The following is a 16,541-nucleotide window of genomic DNA, read 5'->3' as shown; positions in this document are numbered from 1 at the left end:
TCGGCTTGTTCGCGACGGATCTGGTCGACGAGCGCGGCGAAGGTGGTGCCTTCGTCGGCGAGGCGGCGTTGCAGGGTGCGGGGATGCAGTGCCAGGTGGGTGGCGATGAGGTCGCGGTCGACCGTGCCGGTGGGAAGGAGTTCGCGGATGAGGGTTCGAACGGGTCCGGTGGTGGTGCCGTCGGCGGGTGGGGTGAGGGTGTCGAGATAGGTTTGCACGACCGCGCGGACGGCTGTATCCGAGGCCAGGGGGCGGGTGAGGTCTGCGGGGCGGACCAGGAAGCCGCTGAATGATTCGGCGAAATGGACTGGGCAGCCGAAGTAGTGGCGGTAGTCCGATTTCGGGGTGAGCGGGTGGTGGGGGAAATGAACCGACACCGGTGTGTAGTTCTGTCCGGCGATGAGCCGCGTCATGCGCAGGGCAACGCCGAGTGCTAGTTCGATCACCTGCTGGTGTGGGGGCAACCTGTCGGTGAGGACGCGGTATTCGAAGCGGACCAGTGGTTGCCCGGCCGGTTGGTCCAGGGTCGCGGCGATCGCGGTGCTGTAGACGGGTAGGTAGCGGTGCAGTGCCCGGAAGGCTTCGCCGGTGGTCGGTGCGGTACGCGCGGCGGCAGCGAGTGGCCCGAGGATCTCGATGCCCTGCCGCAACGCCAGTCGGCGGCCGAAGTCGGCGGTCGCGGTGGCCTTTGCCGCGGACTCGATCGCGGTCACCACCGCGCGGAAGCCGAGAAGACTGTCGTGGTTACCGACGGCTGCACGCGGAATCGCCGCTGCGGCCAGCAGCGCATCGGGGTCGGCGCCCAGGTCGGTGACCAGCTCTGGGTAGCCCTGCAGCGCGGCGCCCCGGATCAACTCGGTGTCTCCGTGGATCAAAAAGATGTCTCCTGAAGTCAAGTCCCGGTCCGGCTATCGCAACATAATGTAACTAGATGTTCGCCATTCAGGTGGATGTCGGTGTGTGACAGTGCGGGCCGGTGCGAGTAAGGCGTCGGAAGGTATTGGCAGCGCCCAAATTCCGTAATCGAGCACAGTGGCTGGTTACTCTCGTGAGGAGTTAACCACGGTGGCGACTGAGTGTGTGCTGTGCTCTGTGACATTCCTGATCAGGAGGATGCGGTGGTCAGCAGTTCGACAGCCCGGCGTGCCCGGGCAGCAGTGGCAGTGGGTCTGGCAGCGGCGACCGCAGTGGCCGCCGTGGCGTGTTCTACGAATACCTCGACCTCCTCGAGTCCGGGCGGATCGACATCCGCGCCGTCGCCGAGTGACCTGGCAGTGCAGGCATACATCTACACCTATCCGCTGGTCTCGGTGGAGGTGAGCCGCCGACAGGCAACCAACTATCCAGCCCCCGACCCGGGCATCGGGTCGGCGCCGATGAACCAGCTCGGGCACCTGCACTTCCTGCCTGATGCCGGGTTCACTGATGTGGTGCGCCCGAACGTCGACACGGTGTACACGTCGATGTTCTTCGACGTCTCCGCGCAGCCGCTGGTGGTGAGCGTGCCGGATATGGGCGGGCGTTATCACCTGTTCCCGATCCTGGACATGTGGTCCAACGTCGATGCCTCGGCAGGCCCGCGCACCCTCGACGACCAGCACGGCTACCAGTTCGCCATCGTCGGCCCCGGCTTCCACGGCAGCCTGCCCGCCGGTGTGCACGAATACCGGCTGCCCACCGACACCGGCTGGATGATCGGCCGCATCCAGGTCGACGGACCCGATGACCTGCCCAACGTCATCGCCATTCAGGACAAGATGAGCGCGGTCCCCCTCGACGCCTACGGTAGCGCGTACACCCCGCCGGTCAACACCGACATTCACGCCGACTGGCCGCGAGTGGAAGTAGCGAAATACATTCACGACCTGACCCCGCAGCAGTACTGGGACCTCTACTACGCGGCGCTCTCACACGACCAGACCCGTCCCGGCGACGACGCACTGCTCGCCCAGCTGGCCACGATCGGCTGGCATCCCGACACCGAACTCGACCTCGCCTCGCTGCCGCAGCCCGAACGCACTCGCTGGGAACAGGCATGGCCGACCGCGTTGGCGCAGATCGAGAAGGACATGGGCAACACCGAGGTCAACGGGTGGACCATCTCACGTACCGGAGTCGGTGACTACGGCACCGCCTACGCCGACCGCGCCGTGGTCGCCTACGCCGGCCTGGGCGCAAACCTGCCCCAGGACGCGATCTACCCCTCAGCCCGCGTCGACGCCACCGGCACCCAGCTCAACGCCGACCACAGTTATGTGCTGCATTTCCCCGCCGACCAAGTACCGCCGGTCAAGGGCTTCTGGTCACTGACGATGTACAACGACCGCGGGTTCTTCGTCGACAACCCGATCAACCGCTACGCCGTGCGCGGCGAACACGTGCACACCAACCCCGACGGCTCACTCGACATCTACATCCAACGCGAAAACCCCGGCGCGGAAAAAGAATCCAACTGGCTGCCCGCACCTGCCGCGGGAGACTTCAACGTCATGCTGCGCCTGTACTGGCCCGAGCAGAGAATCGTCGACGGCGACTGGAACCCACCCGCCATCACCCGCACCAACTGACCCGCTGCCGGGGGTGTGCCCCACTACCGGAAGATCGCTCACCGGGCGATCCGGCACGATCGGCAGCTGCGACTGCTGAGCGGCCGATCGCCCCGCCGAGCGTTCCCGCCGCGCGGCCGACTCTTTACTTCCGCCCGCGGAATTCGTCCATGGAGTGGTACACGCCGACCGTATTGAGGTAGAAGTCGCGCACCTTCAGCGGGAGCAGGCCGGTGATGGCACGGTTCAATCGCGAGGTCCACGGCATGACCACCAGCGCCGAGCCCTTCTTCATCTCCGTCCAGGAGGTGTCGACCACCTTCTCCTGCTCGAGGATGGGGGTGAACCAGAAACCCTTGGCCCCGTCGAACATGCCGGTATTGATGTAGGTCGGGCAGACGGTGGTGACCTTCACGTGCTCGTTGCCGGACTGCTCCAGTTCGAGTCGCACCGAATCCGACCAGCCCAGCGCCGCCCATTTGGAGGCCGCGTACACGCTCATGCGCGGATTCGAGACCAGTCCGGCCGACGAGGCGATGGTCATGACCCGCGCTTCAGTGCCTTTGTTCGCCACCATGGCGGGTAGGAACTCGAGGGTGACGTACATGGGCGCGAGCGAATTGATCGCCATGGTCTTGTCGATGTCGCCGCGGTTCTCGGTCTCCCAGAAGTAGCCGTTGCCGCGCACGATGCCCGCGTTGTTGACCAGCACGTCGATATCGCCGACCTCGGTGCGCACCGACGTGCCCGCATCCCGGATGGCCTGCTGATCGGAGACGTCGACCACGTAGTGGTGGATGCGGCTGCTGCCGAGGGCGCTCAGTTCGGCGACGGTCTCCTTGAGCGTCTCCTCGTTGATGTCCCACAGCACCACGTCGGCGGCGCGCTCCCGGACCGCACGGACCGCGAACGACTTACCCAGTCCCATCGCGGCCCCGGTGATCAGGACCTTCTTGCCCGCTACGTCCTTCATACCCGTGTGTACCCCTGTCTCGAGTGGCAGATCACTTCTGCCGCAATGTCTTCATGGTGGTGAGGAACAGCGTCATGGTCTTGGCCCAGAGCTTCTCCGACATACCGGGCAGCGGTGCGATGGGCAGGACGCGCTGCACAGCGATGGTCTGGGTGTCGACGTATTTCAGCAGACCTTCCGGTCCGTGCCGCCGCCCGGTCCCGGAGATGCCCAGTCCGCCCGAGGGCGCGGCCACCGATCCCCAGGCCGCGATGAAGCCCTCGTTAACATTCACCGATCCGGCGTGGATGCGCGCCGCCACGGCACGTCCGCGATCGGTATCCCGGCTCCACACACTGGCATTGAGCCCGTAGGCGGTGTCGTTCGCCTGATGCACCGCCTCGTCGTCACTACTGACGCGGTAGACGGAGACGACCGGCCCGAAGGTCTCCTCGCGGTAGACGGTCATCCCCTCGCGCACCCCTTCGAGGATGGTGGGCTCGTAGAAGTACGGACCCAGATCCGGACGCGCCCGCCCGCCCGCGCGCACGGTCGCGCCCTTGGCCACCGCGTCGTCGACATGCGCTGCGACGGTGTCGATCTGGCGCTGGAAGGTGAGCGAACCGACCTCGTAGGAGAAGTCGCGCTCCTTGCCGAGGGTGAGTGTGCGGGTGTTCTCGGCGAATTCGGTGACGAAACGGTCGTAGACGCTGTCGTGCACGTAGATGCGCTCGATGGATTCACACAGCTGTCCGGCCGAGGCGAAGCAGGCCCGCACCGCGATCTTGGCGGCGGCGGAGACATCCGCGTCGTCCAGCACCAGCAGCGGATTCTTGCCGCCCAGCTCCAGGGAGTAACCGATGAGCCGCTCCCCCGCCTGCTGGGCGATGGTGCGGCCGGTGGCGCTGGATCCGGTGTAGTCGACATAGTCGGCGCGCTCGATCACCTGGCCGCCGATCTCGCGACCGCGGCCCAGCACCGCCTGCCACAACCCCTTGGGCAGTCCGGCGCGCTCGGCGATATCGATGGCCCACAGTGCGGTGAGCGCGGTCTGATTGTCCGGCCGCGCGATGACGGCATTGCCGGCGACCAGGGCGGGCAGGGCGTCGGAGGCGGCCAGGGCGAGCGGGTAGTTCCACGGCGAGATGACCGCGACCACGCCCTTGGGCCGGTTCAGCACCTCCACCTGGGTGAGCAGCGGCATGACGCCGCGCGGGGTGCGGCGGGCGAGCAGCTTCTTGGCCTCGGCGGCGTAGTAGCGCGCGTTCACGGCCACATCGCTGACCTCGTCGAAGGCGTGCACCCGGGACTTGCCGGTCTCGGTCTGCACGATATCGAGGATCACGTCCTGTTCGGCGAGCACCAGGTCGTGGATGCGGCGCAGCACGGCCACGCGGTCGGCGATCGGGGTGCGCGCCCATTCCCGCTGCGCCTCGCGGGCGGTGGCGAAGGCGGCGTCGATATCGGCGGTGGCGGACTGCGGCAGATCGACGATCTTGGCGCCGGTGGCGGGTGCGAAGACCTCCACGGACGGCCGGCCGCCCGCGCGCGCATGGGTCAGCAGGCGCTGCACGAGGTCGAAGGGAAGCGCATCGGCGGCGGCGAGCTGCGGGGCAGTCGTCATTGGTCGCCCTCTCGGTGGGTGGATCGCGGGCGCACCCGCTATTTGCTGAACACCAGTGTTACGCGAACACTGATGTTAGATTAATAGACGTGACGCACCTCATGTCAAGCGCTCCGCGGGGGTTTGTGAAATGACCCAGTCCGCCACGGCCGCTCCTCGACGGGGACGGCCGCCGCAAACAGCCGAGCAGGCCGATCAGGTGCGCGCCCGTATCGTGCTGGCCACCTCCGAGGTGTTCGCCGAACACGGTTCGCGCGGACTCAATGTCGCCCGCATCATCGAGAAGGCCGGATTGGCGCGGCCCACCTTCTACCGCTACTTCGCCAATGCCACCGAACCGCTGCACGCGCTGCTCACCATCTCCAACGACGATCTGGTCGGCGGCGTGCGCGCGGCGCTGGAGCGCAGCGCGGAGCCGGTGCAGCTGGGCATCAATATGATCGAGGCGTACCTGTACTGGGCCGACGGCCACGGCACCATGCTGGCCCCGCTGTTCGCCGAACTACACGATCCCGGATCACCGGTCTCGTCCTATCGCGAGAGCGCGCTGAACGACATCCGCGCGCTGGTGCGCGCCAAATTCGCCGAGATCGGCCGCCCCGCCCCCAGCGACCTGAATCTCGATACGGCGCTGCAGATCTGCGAATTCGTGGTGTACCGGATCTCGGCCACCGCCCCGCACGGTGAACCGACTCCGGAGGCCATCGCGGAGGCGCGGCTCACCATGATCCGCGGGGTACTGGTGACGCTGGGACGCCGCGAGGACGTCGAGTACGCCCTCACCGTCCCCGGCATCTTCGATCCGGCCTAGCCCGCGGCGCGCGCCGGTGCGTCACGGGGCGCGCGCTCGAAGACCATGGCGTCGTCGGTGATCCGGCCGTAGCGCAGTTTCGGCAGATCGCGCAGATAGTTCATGGTCAGCTTCCACGGTGCGCGGTCGCCCTGTTTGGGCAGGTACTCCAGGGCGCGCAGCACATAGCCGGGCTCGAAGTTCAAAAAGGGCGAAGTGCCGACGGCTGGATCGCGGACCGGGGTGGCCTTGGCGTAGCCGTGCGCGTCCATATGCTTCAGCAGCCGAACCACGTACTCGCACACCAGATCGGCCTTCAGGGTCCAGGAGGCGTTGGTGTAGCCCAGCACGTAGGCGAAGTTGGGGATGCCGGACAGCATCATGGCCTTGTAGGCCATGGTGTCGGGCAGGGATATCGGCCGCCCGTCCACCACCAGCTCCATACCGCCGAAGACCAGCAGGTTCAACCCCGTCGCGGTGATGATGACATCGGCGTCGAGGTCCGCGCCCGACCCGAGCCGGAGCCCGGACTCGGTGAAGGTGTCGACGGTGTCGGTCACCATGGTCAGCTGCCCCTTGCGGATGGCGCGGAAGAAATCGCCATTGGGCGCCAGGCACAGCCGCTGATCCCACGGGTTGTAGCGCGGGGTGAAGTGGGTGTCGATGTCGTAGCCCGCGGGCAGCCACTTCTCCTGCAGGCCACGGATCCAGGCCCGCATGCGCTGCGGATACCGTTGGCACAGTTGGTAGATGGCGGTGCTGAAGAGGACGTTCTTGGCGCGGGCCAGCCCGTAGGCGGTGCGGGCGGGCAGGAAGCGCCGCAGCCGCGCGACCGTCGGGTCACGCTCGGGCAGCGACAGGATGTAGGACGGCGACCGCTGCAGCAGGGTGACGTGCGCGCCCCGTCGGGCCAGCGCCGGACCGAGGGTGACGGCGGTCGCGCCGGACCCGATGATGAGCACCCGCTTGTCGGCGACCTCGAGATCCTCGGGCCAGTGCTGCGGGTGCACGATCGGTCCGGGGAAGCGCTCGGTGCCCGCGAATTCCGGGGTGTAGCCCTCGTCGTAGCGGTAGTAGCCGGAGCAGCAGAACAGGAAATTCGCGGTCACGGTGCGGGTTTCGCCGTCGTGGTCGGCGGTGACCGTCCACCGGTCGTCCACCGAGGACCATTCGGCGCGAATCACCCGGTGGCGGTAGCGGATACGCCGGTCGATGCCGTTCTCCGCGGCGGTCTCGCGGACGTAGGCCAGAATCGAGTCGCCGTCGGCGATGGCCTTGTCGCCCAACCAGGGCCGGAAGCGGTAGCCGAGGGTGAACATATCCGAATCGGAGCGAATGCCCGGGTAGCGGAACAGGTCCCAGGTGCCGCCGCTGGCCGCGCGCGCCTCCAGGATGAGGTAGCTCCGCGTCGGGAAGGCCCGTTGCAGATGGTAGGCGGCGCCGATTCCGGACAGTCCAGCTCCCACAATGAGCACATCGACGTGCTCCGGCGCATCGCTCATCGTTCCCGTCCTCGCTGCTTCCGCCGAACCGGCATCAGTGCCGGTCGGTGCCCTGCGCACCCGACTCCAGGGTATCGATGCCACTGAGCAGGCCGTCCACGAACCTCCGGATCGCCGTATCGCCGGGCAGCAGTTCCCGCACCGCGCTCCACTGCGGCAGGATGTCGCGCACCTCCGGGAATTCGGCCAGATCCTCCGGGGTCACGAACTCGGTCCATCGGGGCGGCCGGGCGTCCGCCGGCGCGGCCACGCGCTCGGCGTCGGCGCGCCGCATGAGCAGCTCACCGAGCACGAAGCGCCACAGTGCGGAGTACATGTAGGCGGCGTACTGCGGGCTGGCGCCCAATGCCCGTGCACTGCGGATGAACTCGTCCAGGATCCAGAGCGCGGCGCGGCCGAAGGACTCCCCGCCCACCAGCAGCTCGGCCACCCACGGCAGCTCCTGGAGTATGTCGATGAGATAGGCGATGAGCGCGACCAGGCGTTCGCGCGGATCCTGCGGCAGTCGAGGCGCGGGCAGTTCCTCGGCGCGGGCGCTGAGCACGGCGATGAACAGCTGCGCCTGCGCCGGGAAGTGGTGGTAGACGGCGGCGGTGCTGACGCCGAGTTCATCGGCGAGTTTGCGCATGCTGAACGCGTCCTTACCTCCCGCGGCCAGCAGCCGCGTGGTCGCGGCGATGATGTCTGCCCTGCTCACGCGCACGGGTCGGCCGCGCCGCCGGGGTGTGGTCGCACTGTCGGCCATGGCTCCCATTCTGCGAAATCACCCTCTCGACACCGGAGTTAGGCTGTGCTAACCGTATTAAACACACGCGTTATTTAATTATGGAGGTTGCCGTGACCGATCGCCCCGACGGCCGGGCGGGCTGGACGCTCGCCGTCGTCTTCACCGTCATGTTCCTGGTGTCCCTCGATCTGTCGATCGTCAATGTGGCGCTCCCGGATATCGACGCCGACCTGCACTTCAGCGGCTCCGGGCTGAGTTGGGTGATCAACGCCTACCTGCTCACCTTCGCGGGCCTCATGCTGTTGGGCGGGCGGCTGGCCGACCTGGTGAGCCGCCGCACCCTGCTGCTGGGTAGCCTGGCGGTCTTCGCACTCGCCAGCGCCTGGGGCGGGCTCGCCCAGCACGCGTGGGAACTGCGCACCGCCCGCGCCGTCCAGGGCGTGGCCGCGGCGGTGCTCGCGCCGATGTCACTGGCCCTGGTCACCTCCGAATTCGCCGAGGGCCCGGCGCGTTCCAAGGCCATGGCGGTCTGGGGCGGCGCGGGCGCGGCGGGCGGCGCCGCCGGTGTGGTGCTGAGCGGGTTGCTCACCGAGTACGTCGGCTGGCGGGCGGTCATGTGGGTGAACGTGCTCTTCGCGGTGCTGGCCGCGGCCGCGGTGCTGCGCGCCGTCGCCCACCGGGACGTGACGCGGCGCGCAGGTCTGGACCTGCCGGGCGCGGCACTGGTCACCGCGGGCGTGACCGCGCTGGTGGTGGCGGTGATCTCGACCGAGGAGCACGGCTGGACCTCGGCGCGCACCCTCGGCTGGGCGGCGGCCGGAGCGCTCGCCCTGGTCGCCTTCGCACTGGTGGAGGCGCGCACCGCCGATCCCCTGGTGCCGCTGGGCTTCCTGCGCCGCCGCTCCCTCGTCGGGGCCACCGTCTTCGGGTTCATGCTGGCCTCGGCGCAGTTCGCGAGCTTCTACTTCGTCTCCCTGCTCATGCAGCGGGTGCTGGGCTACTCGCCGGTGGCGACCGGGCTGGCCTTCGTGCCGTTCTGCCTCGGCGTGGGCATCGGCCTGCGGGTCGCCATGCTCACCGCGCCGAAATACGGTCCGCGCCCGGTGCTGCTGATCGGCGGGCTGCTGGGGGCAGCGGGTCTGCTGTGGTTCGGATTCACCACTCCCACATCGCATTTCCTGGTCGCGGTGCTGGGTCCGTCGATGGTGGCGAGCATCGGGGTGGGCGCGGCCACGGTGGCGATGGGAGTCGCGGCCGTCAGCGGCGTGCCCGCCGAGCAGTCGGGGCTGGCCTCCGGAATCCTCAACAGCGCACGGCAACTCGGCGGCTCACTGGGGCTGGCGGTGCTGGCCACCACGGCCGCGACCGTCATCGGCGACAGCGGCGCGCCCGACGTGCTCGCCGACGGGTACACCACCGCGCTGCGGCTGGCGGCGGCACTGCTCGCGATCGGGGCCGTAGCCGCCGCGCTCATCCTGCGCGCACCGGCCCGGCAGCCCGCGCCCGCTGCCGAACCGGCGGTCTAGTTCGCGATCCGTCGCCGAATCACTCAGGCGTATCGAGGAATTCGGCGACGGTGGCGGCCACCAGGGCCGGATCGTTCTTGTCGATGCCGAAGTGGTCGAGGCCCCGGAAGGTGTAGCGGACGCAGTGCGGGATGACCTCGGCGATCCGGTCGCGGTCGGCGTCGTCGCGGGCGAGCCGGTCGCGGTCGCCGTCCATGAGCAGCACCTCCGCCGTGATGTCGCGATAGTGCGGATAGGTGTCGTCCAGACGGATGACCTCGCGGTGCTCGCGCAGATTTTCCCACAGCAGACTCGAGATGATGTCGCGCTCAGGCGCTTTCATGGCCAACGGCATGGCGCGCTCCAGCATCCACTTCGGCACGCGGCGGATGCCCTCCGGGCCGACCGCACGCAGGTACTGCACGAACGCCTTCCAGGGCTTGTCCTGCCGCAGATACTTCTCATAGGACGGAATCCAGTTCGAGGGCATCGAACCGTTGACGGAGACACCGGGTTCGTACACCGCGACCTTCCGGATCTCCGGGTCCCGCGCCGCCTCCAGGGCGATGAGCCCGCCGTAGCTGTGCCCGACCAGCAGGGTCGCGCCGGTCTTGTCGCGCAGTGCGCGCAGATCCTCGAGTTCGGTGTCGATGCTGTAGTCCTCCCCCTGCGGCCCGCTGTCGCCGCGGCCGCGCCGCTCCATGATGTGGACCGTGAATCGCTCCCCCAGGGTACGGGCGAAGCGGGCGAAACCCGCGGCCACCGACAGCGCCCCCGGAATCACGATCACCCCCGGGCCGTGCCCGGTGGTGTGAAAGGCGATCGGCGTGCCGTCGGCGGCGATGATCGTCTCGCTGGTTCCCTCGAATTCGGCAGGCATTCCCATATCCCCCAGTCTGCTCCAAACGGACGAATCAGCGGTCTAGTTCACGCGCAGTCCGCTCGCGCGCAGTACCCGGCGGTCGATGCCGGAGCGAATGGACTCCTCGGTGCCGATGATCCGGACCCGCTTGCGCGCGCGGGTGATGGCCGTGTACAGCAATTCCCTGGTGAGCAGCGTGGATTCGGGTCCGGGCAGCACCACCGAGACGGTGTCGTACTGGCTGCCCTGGCTACGGTGGATGGTCATGGCGTACACGGTGGTGACGCCCGGGAACTGGGTGGGGTGCACCAGATACGGTTCGGTGCCGCGCTGCAGGGCGGCGCGCAGGGTGCCGTCGGGCGCGCGCACGATCACGCCGGTGTCGCCGTTGTAGATGCGGGCCTCGTGGTCGTTGGCGGTGACCAGCAGCGGCTGGCCCGGATACCACTGTCCCGCACCGGGATCGGAGGCGATACCGGCGGCGGTGACCCAGCTGGCGGCGAGCCGGTCCCAGCGCTCCACGCCGTAGGGGCCCTGCCGGTGCGCGCACAGCAGGCGATGCGATTCCAGGGCCGTGAGCGCGGCGGCAGCATCGCCGAGCAGGGCCGCGTCGGTGGCGTCGCCGGAGGCGCGCAGCACGTCCTCGCGCACCTCGGTGACGTCCTCGGGGGCGTGCAGGGACAGTTCGTGGCCGCCGTCGGCCAGCAGCGCGAGGGCGGCGTCGGCGTCACCCGCGCGCACGGCCACCGCCAGTTCGGCGATGCGGCCGCCGAAGCGGCGGCCCCGGGTGAGCCGGACGATGCCGCCGCGCAGGCGTTCCCGTTCCCGCCCGGACAGCGCGTCCGGATGGGCGGCGGTGGCGGACAAGTCCGTGCCGAGGATCCGGTCCAGCGCCGGATTCGCCTGTCCCGGTACGGGTCCGGCGACCAGGTCGGCCAGCACCGCGCCCGCGTCCACCGAGGCCAGCTGGTCCGGATCGCCGACCAGGACGAGGCGGGCGTCCGCGCGGACGGCGGGCAGCAGGTGGCTCATCATGGTCAGCGACACCATGGAGGTCTCGTCCACCACGATCACGTCGTAGGGCAGGCGGTTGAATTCGTTGTGCCGGAAGCGGGACGCGCCGCCGCGCTGCCAACCCAGCAGGCGGTGCAGGGTGGCGGCGGTGAGTTCCGGCAGGCCGATATCCCCGGCCTGCTCCCGCACCGACTCCTGGAGGCGGGCGGCGGCCTTGCCGGTCGGCGCGGCCAGGGCGATGCGCAGCGCAGGCGCGCCCGGGGCGGCCTGCTGATGCGCCACCAGCAGCGCCAGCACCCGCGCGATGGTGTGGGTCTTGCCGGTGCCGGGGCCACCGGCGACCACGGTGGTCCACTGGGTGGCGGCCAGCGCCGCGGCCAGCCGCTGCCGGTCGGGCGGCTCCCCCGGCCCGGTCTGATCGGGGAAGAGCCGATCCAGTTCGCGCCGAACCAGTTCCGCGTCCACCATGGGATGGGTGGCGGCGCGTTCGGTGAGCACCCGGCGGATGGTCTGTTCCTGCTGGTAGTAGCGGCTCAGGTAGAGCAGCGGTCCGGCGGGTGTGTCGACCAGGCGCAGCGGGGTGAGCGGTCCGGCCGGGCTGCCGCACACCAGCGGGCTCACCCGCAGCGCCGCGATGACGGCGTCCACATCGGGCCAGGGCAGGGTGGCGGGGTCGATGGCCGACTCCTCGGTCCCCTCGGCGTCCACGCCGATCTCGTGCATGCGCCGCAGCTCCAGACAGACCGATCCGGAGCGCACGGCGCGCACCGCCAGCGCGGTCGCGAACAGGACGAGGGGTGAATCCTCCCGGCCCAGCCGCCCCAGCCGCACGGCGACGTGCACATCGGCGGCGGACAGCACACCCGCCTCGTTGAAGGTGCGCAGCGGCCCGGTGCCGCGCTGCGCCACCGCGATCGACGTCATCGCCCGGTCACCACCCTTCGCCCCTGCCCGACCGTCATGCCCGTCCTCCGCCCGTCTCGCCCGCCAGCAGGGCGGACAGCTCGACCACCAGCGCGGCGGGCGGCTCCCAGTCGAAAACGCCCGCACCGTCCGGGGTGTCGGGGCCGATCATGCCGCGCACGAACAGGTAGCGGATGCCGCCGAGGTGGCGCTCCGGGGCGTAGTCGGGCAGCCGCCAGCGCAGATAGCGGTGCAGGGCAACCGAATACAGGATCGCCTGGAGCGGGTAGTGGGAGCGCATCATCTCGGCGGCCATCTGTTCGTGGGTGTAGTGGGCGACGGTGAGGCCGCCGGTGCCGAGGCGGTTGGTCTTGTAGTCGACCACCACGAAGCGCGGGCCCGGAATGCGCAGCACGGCGTCGATACTTCCGGTGAGGTAGCCGCGCAGCGGGGTGTCGTCCAGATCGGCGAGCTGATCGGCATAGTCGGCCAGCGGATCGCCGGGCGGGAGATGGCGGCGCAGCAGGGTGGCGATATGGGGCACCGTCACCCGCTCGCGGGCCGGGGTGTCGCCCCCGGCGAGGGGCAGTTCGAAGTCGAGTTCGCTGAGCCGGTCGCGGGTGGGGATGTCGGCGAGGCAGCCGAAGCCGATCGGGGTGCGCATGACCGCCAGCAGTGCCCGCGACAGCACCTCGGGGTCGGCATCGAACATCTGCTCGGCCACGGCGTGCGCGGTGCGGTCGCGGATCTCGGCGGCGAGGTCGGGGGCGTCGGTGTCGACGTACTCCAGCACCTCGTGCACGAGGGTACCGAATTCGGCACCGTAGGGCAGATCGTTCATGAGCGAGGGCGCGGCCGTCGCGGGGACCGCGGCGTCGGCGAGCACGCTCGGCGCGTCGGGTTCGTCGGCGATGCCGCGCCCGTCCGGGGTGTCGGTGGTGGGTGCGTGGTCGTGGGCTCCGGCGGTGAGCGCCGAATAGGACGTGCGCCGCCAGTCGTGGTCGAGTACCCGGTCGAAGCGCGCGGCGGCGAGCTCACCGACCGCGCCGTCGGTAGTGGCGGCCACCAGTCGGGCCGCCCGCGCCCGGTCCACCGGTTCCACCGTGATCACGCCGTCTCCGGCGGCGGCGGCCCAGGTGGTGATGCGGTCCAGGGCAACGTGATCGGCGGGCACCGCCACCTTGTCGGCGACCTCGTCGCCGCCGGGTTCGCGGCCGAACAGCATGCGGTGCAGCGGGCCGGTGGCGGTGTTGTAGCTGGGCGCCCACCAGGCCACCACCTGCGCGCCGGCGCGGGTGAGCGCCACGTACAGCAGCCGCAGCTCCTCCCCCGCCGCCTCGGCCTCGGCGCACCGCTTGCGCTGAGCGTGGCCGGGAGCGTCGGGGCCGCCGACATCGAGCACGCGGCGGTCCCGCTCGTCGTGGAACAGCAGGGCCGCGTTCTTGGGCAGCATCATCGAGTCCCACGCGAAAGGCAGGTAGACGACCGGGAATTCGAGGCCCTTGCTGGCGTGCACGGTGGCGATCTGCACCGAACGGGCGTCGCGGTCCAGGCGGCGACTGCGGCCGGTGACCGCGCCCGAGGCCGGATCGCGCACCCGGTCGGCGAGCCAGCGGGCCAGTGCGGTGAGGCCGAGGGATTCGCGCAGCGCCGCCTCGTCCAGCAGCTGGGCGAGCTGCCGCAGGTCGGTGAGCTGGCGTTCCCCGCCGTCGAGAGCGAGCAGGCGCGGTGCGAGTTCCCGTTCGGCGGAGAGCCTTTCGAAGACGGCGGCGAATCCGGCGCGGGTGAACAGGCGGGCGGAATCGCGCAGCTGGGCGCTCAGCTGGCCGACGAGATCGGCTCCGCCGCTGTCGATCTCGACGGCGGACAGGCCGAACAGGGCGGTACCCGCGGCCAGCCGGACACGGTCGGCGCGGTGCGGCTGCTCCAGGGCACGCAGCACCCACAGCCAGTCCATGGCCGATTCGGTGCCGAACACGCTGGCCCCGCCGGTGAGTACGGAGGGCACCCCGGCCTTCTCCAGGGCGGCGCGCACCAGGTTCAGCTGGGTGTGGGTGCGCACCAGCACGGCGATATCGCCCGCGTCCACCGGGCGCTCGCCCGCGGACGTGGTGATGGTGACCCCGGATTCGAGCAGGCGCACGATATCGGCGGCCACATCGGTGGCGACGCGTTCGCGCTGGCGGCCCACGGTGGGGAAGCCCGACTTGTTGAGCGGTCCGGCACCGCTGCGCGGGAAACAGCGCAGCCGCAGCGGGGTGATGGCTTCGGCCGGGCCGGACAGCCGGGTCCACGGGCGGGTGGCGGCGACCGGGTGGACGCGAATCTCCTGATGACCCAGGGCCGCTCCGCTCTGCACGTGCGCGAGGGCCTGGAGCAGTCCGGCGTCGCTGCGCCAGTTGACGGTGAGTTCACGGCGGTTGTCGGCGACGGAGACGGCGGTCAGGTAGCTGAGCACCTCCGCGCCCCGGAAGGCGTAGATGGCCTGTTTGGGGTCGCCGACCAACACGAGGGTGGCGTGGCCGTGGAAGGCGCGGCGCAGGATGTCCCACTGCAGCGGGTCGGTGTCCTGGAATTCGTCCACCAGCGCCACCTGGAACCGGTCCCGGATGCGGCGGCAGGCGCGCTCGCCGTGCTCGGTGTCGGCCAGCACCCGGTGCAGCAGCACCAGCAGGTCGTCGAAGTCACGGATGCCCGAAAGTTGTTTGCGGCGGGCCACTTCCGTGCGCACAGCCTCGGCGAAGGCCACCCGCTCGGCCGCCGGGTCACCGTCGTACTCGGCCTGCGGCACCAGCATCGACTGCCGATCCCCCACCGCGGACACCGCCAGCTCGTGCGCCTCCGACGGGCTGAACGGCGCGCCGTCGCGCGCGTACCGGCTCACGTACAGATCGTCGGCCACGGTGGCGACGACATCCTCGATGCTCTCCACCAACCGGGCCCCCGGATCCCGCTCCCCCGCCAGCCCCAGCTCGTCCAGCATGCGTTGGCAGAAGCTGTGCGTGGTGGCGATCGACCCGGCGTCGAAATCCGACAGCGCCGCCAGCAGCCGCTCCCGCCGCAACGCCACCTCCGCCGAATCCGCCTGCGCCAGCAGGGAAACCAGCTCATCCCGGGACTCCCGGGCCGCCTCCGGATCGGCCAGCCCGGTCGCCACCTCCACGAACCGGTTCCGCGTCCGCTCCCGCAGTTCCTGGGTGGCCGCCCGACTGAACGTCACCAGCAGCAGCTGCGAGATATCCACCCCCGCCTCGGCCACATACCGCACCGCCAACCCCACGATGGCGTACGTCTTCCCGGTCCCCGCACTGGCCTCCAGCACCATGGTCCCGGCGGGCAGCGGCCCCCGCAGATCGAACCGCGACTCGGCCCGCCCCTGCGGCCCCGGCGCGCGGTCCGGCGTCCCGCCCTCCCCCGTCGTGTCGTACCTGGGTCCCCGCTGCGGAGTGAGCATCGGCGGCACGGCCGACCGGCTCTCCGGCGCGGCGTCACGCTCACGTGGCCCGCCGGTGCGCCGCTGCGGCGCGGCGGAGGGCGCAACCGGCTCGCGCCGGGAACGGCTCCCCGTATCCTCGGCAACGATCTCCGGGCCGGAATCTACCGTGGCGGCCGGTATTTCGCCGCCTCCGGCCCCACTCGGATCGGACCGAGCGGAGCTGTTCGCGCCCGCTGCTCCCACGTTCGGTGTGTCTCGCCCGATGTCCGCGACCGGGCGCGGCCGACCCTGCGGCGCGGCCGACCGGTCCGGATACGCATCTTCGGTATCGGGATCGACCGACGCTCGGGACGAACCGTTCTCGGCCGGGAGGACCGCATCGCCCGGTCCCCGGTGGCCGGAGCGCCGCGAACGGCGGTTCGCCCCTTGCTCGGTCCGCGCGGGTTGGTCGGGCTGGTCGCCCGGCGCAACCGCGCCCGAACCGTGGCGGTCCACGGCGTGCTCGGTGCGCCCGCCGGGCGAGGTTTCGGCGGCGACCGAACCCGATTCGGGGACGGTATCGTGCCGGTCCGACTCGGGGTCGGACAGCGCGGCGCGCGCCGGTCCGGCGCTGTCGGCCGCACCGGCCGCGCGCTCGGCCCCGGCGCCCCTGGGCAGGTCGTCGAGCGGTAGGGCCAGCA

11 protein-coding genes are annotated in these 16,541 nt (G+C 70.1%); 3 read left to right on the top strand and 8 right to left on the bottom strand.

Annotated elements, in window-relative coordinates; genetic code table 11:
* A partial coding sequence (locus tag ON31_RS13310; RefSeq protein ID WP_051037189.1) for an AraC family transcriptional regulator ligand-binding domain-containing protein occupies nucleotides 1-875 on the bottom strand: 875 nt, incomplete at its 3' end.
* A 399-nt stretch (nucleotides 876-1,274) separates the two neighbouring features.
* Here ON31_RS13310 and ON31_RS13305 point away from each other — a divergent pair.
* Complete coding sequence (locus ON31_RS13305) at nucleotides 1,275-2,567, top strand: DUF1254 domain-containing protein (protein ID WP_051037188.1); 1,293 nt, start codon at nucleotides 1,275-1,277, stop codon at nucleotides 2,565-2,567.
* 124 nt (nucleotides 2,568-2,691) lie between these two features.
* On the opposite strand, the gene ON31_RS13300 is transcribed toward ON31_RS13305, so the two are convergent.
* Nucleotides 2,692-3,519: an SDR family NAD(P)-dependent oxidoreductase gene (locus ON31_RS13300; protein WP_039813472.1), complete on the bottom strand. Its 828-nt coding sequence runs from the start codon at nucleotides 3,517-3,519 to the stop codon at nucleotides 2,692-2,694.
* Between the two features lie 31 nt (nucleotides 3,520-3,550).
* On the bottom strand, nucleotides 3,551-5,122 hold the full coding sequence (locus tag ON31_RS13295; protein WP_039813470.1) for a succinic semialdehyde dehydrogenase: 1,572 nt from the start codon (nucleotides 5,120-5,122) through the stop codon (nucleotides 3,551-3,553).
* A gap of 130 nt (nucleotides 5,123-5,252) precedes the next feature.
* Here ON31_RS13295 and ON31_RS13290 point away from each other — a divergent pair, with 130 nt between their 5' ends.
* Nucleotides 5,253-5,933 (top strand): TetR/AcrR family transcriptional regulator, encoded by a 681-nt coding sequence (locus tag ON31_RS13290; RefSeq protein ID WP_029930565.1) that lies wholly within the window; start codon nucleotides 5,253-5,255, stop codon nucleotides 5,931-5,933.
* Here the strand turns inward: ON31_RS13290 and ON31_RS13285 are convergent.
* Nucleotides 5,930-7,414, bottom strand: a complete 1,485-nt coding sequence (locus ON31_RS13285) for a flavin-containing monooxygenase (RefSeq protein WP_051037187.1) — start codon at nucleotides 7,412-7,414, stop codon at nucleotides 5,930-5,932. The genes ON31_RS13290 and ON31_RS13285 overlap by 4 nt on opposite strands.
* Nucleotides 7,415-7,448: 34 nt before the next feature.
* On the bottom strand, nucleotides 7,449-8,159 hold the full coding sequence (locus ON31_RS13280; RefSeq protein ID WP_051037186.1) for a TetR/AcrR family transcriptional regulator: 711 nt from the start codon (nucleotides 8,157-8,159) through the stop codon (nucleotides 7,449-7,451).
* A gap of 92 nt (nucleotides 8,160-8,251) precedes the next feature.
* Between ON31_RS13280 and ON31_RS13275 the strand changes: the two genes are divergently transcribed.
* Nucleotides 8,252-9,667 (top strand): MFS transporter, encoded by a 1,416-nt coding sequence (locus tag ON31_RS13275; protein WP_255222085.1) that lies wholly within the window; start codon nucleotides 8,252-8,254, stop codon nucleotides 9,665-9,667.
* A 19-nt stretch (nucleotides 9,668-9,686) separates the two neighbouring features.
* Here the strand turns inward: ON31_RS13275 and ON31_RS13270 are convergent, their stop codons facing one another.
* The 3 genes from ON31_RS13270 to ON31_RS13260 are packed head-to-tail and all read right to left on the bottom strand — an operon-like array spanning nucleotide 9,687 to nucleotide 15,750.
* Nucleotides 9,687-10,532: an alpha/beta fold hydrolase gene (locus ON31_RS13270; RefSeq protein WP_085996415.1), complete on the bottom strand. Its 846-nt coding sequence runs from the start codon at nucleotides 10,530-10,532 to the stop codon at nucleotides 9,687-9,689.
* Nucleotides 10,533-10,568: 36 nt separating this feature from the next.
* The gene (recD, locus tag ON31_RS13265) at nucleotides 10,569-12,446 is read right to left on the bottom strand and encodes an exodeoxyribonuclease V subunit alpha (RefSeq protein ID WP_039813468.1); all 1,878 of its coding nucleotides are present in this window, start codon (nucleotides 12,444-12,446) and stop codon (nucleotides 10,569-10,571) included.
* A gap of 34 nt (nucleotides 12,447-12,480) precedes the next feature.
* The gene (locus ON31_RS13260; RefSeq protein WP_051037193.1) at nucleotides 12,481-15,750 is read right to left on the bottom strand and encodes a UvrD-helicase domain-containing protein; all 3,270 of its coding nucleotides are present in this window, start codon (nucleotides 15,748-15,750) and stop codon (nucleotides 12,481-12,483) included.
* Nucleotides 15,751-16,541: the final 791 nt, after the last annotated feature.

This window comes from Nocardia otitidiscaviarum NBRC 14405 (assembly GCF_000308635.1).
GTDB classification, from domain to species: domain Bacteria; phylum Actinomycetota; class Actinomycetes; order Mycobacteriales; family Mycobacteriaceae; genus Nocardia; species Nocardia otitidiscaviarum.
Note: the sequence above shows the minus strand (reverse complement) of the source record. Positions and strands in the feature narration are given on the sequence as shown.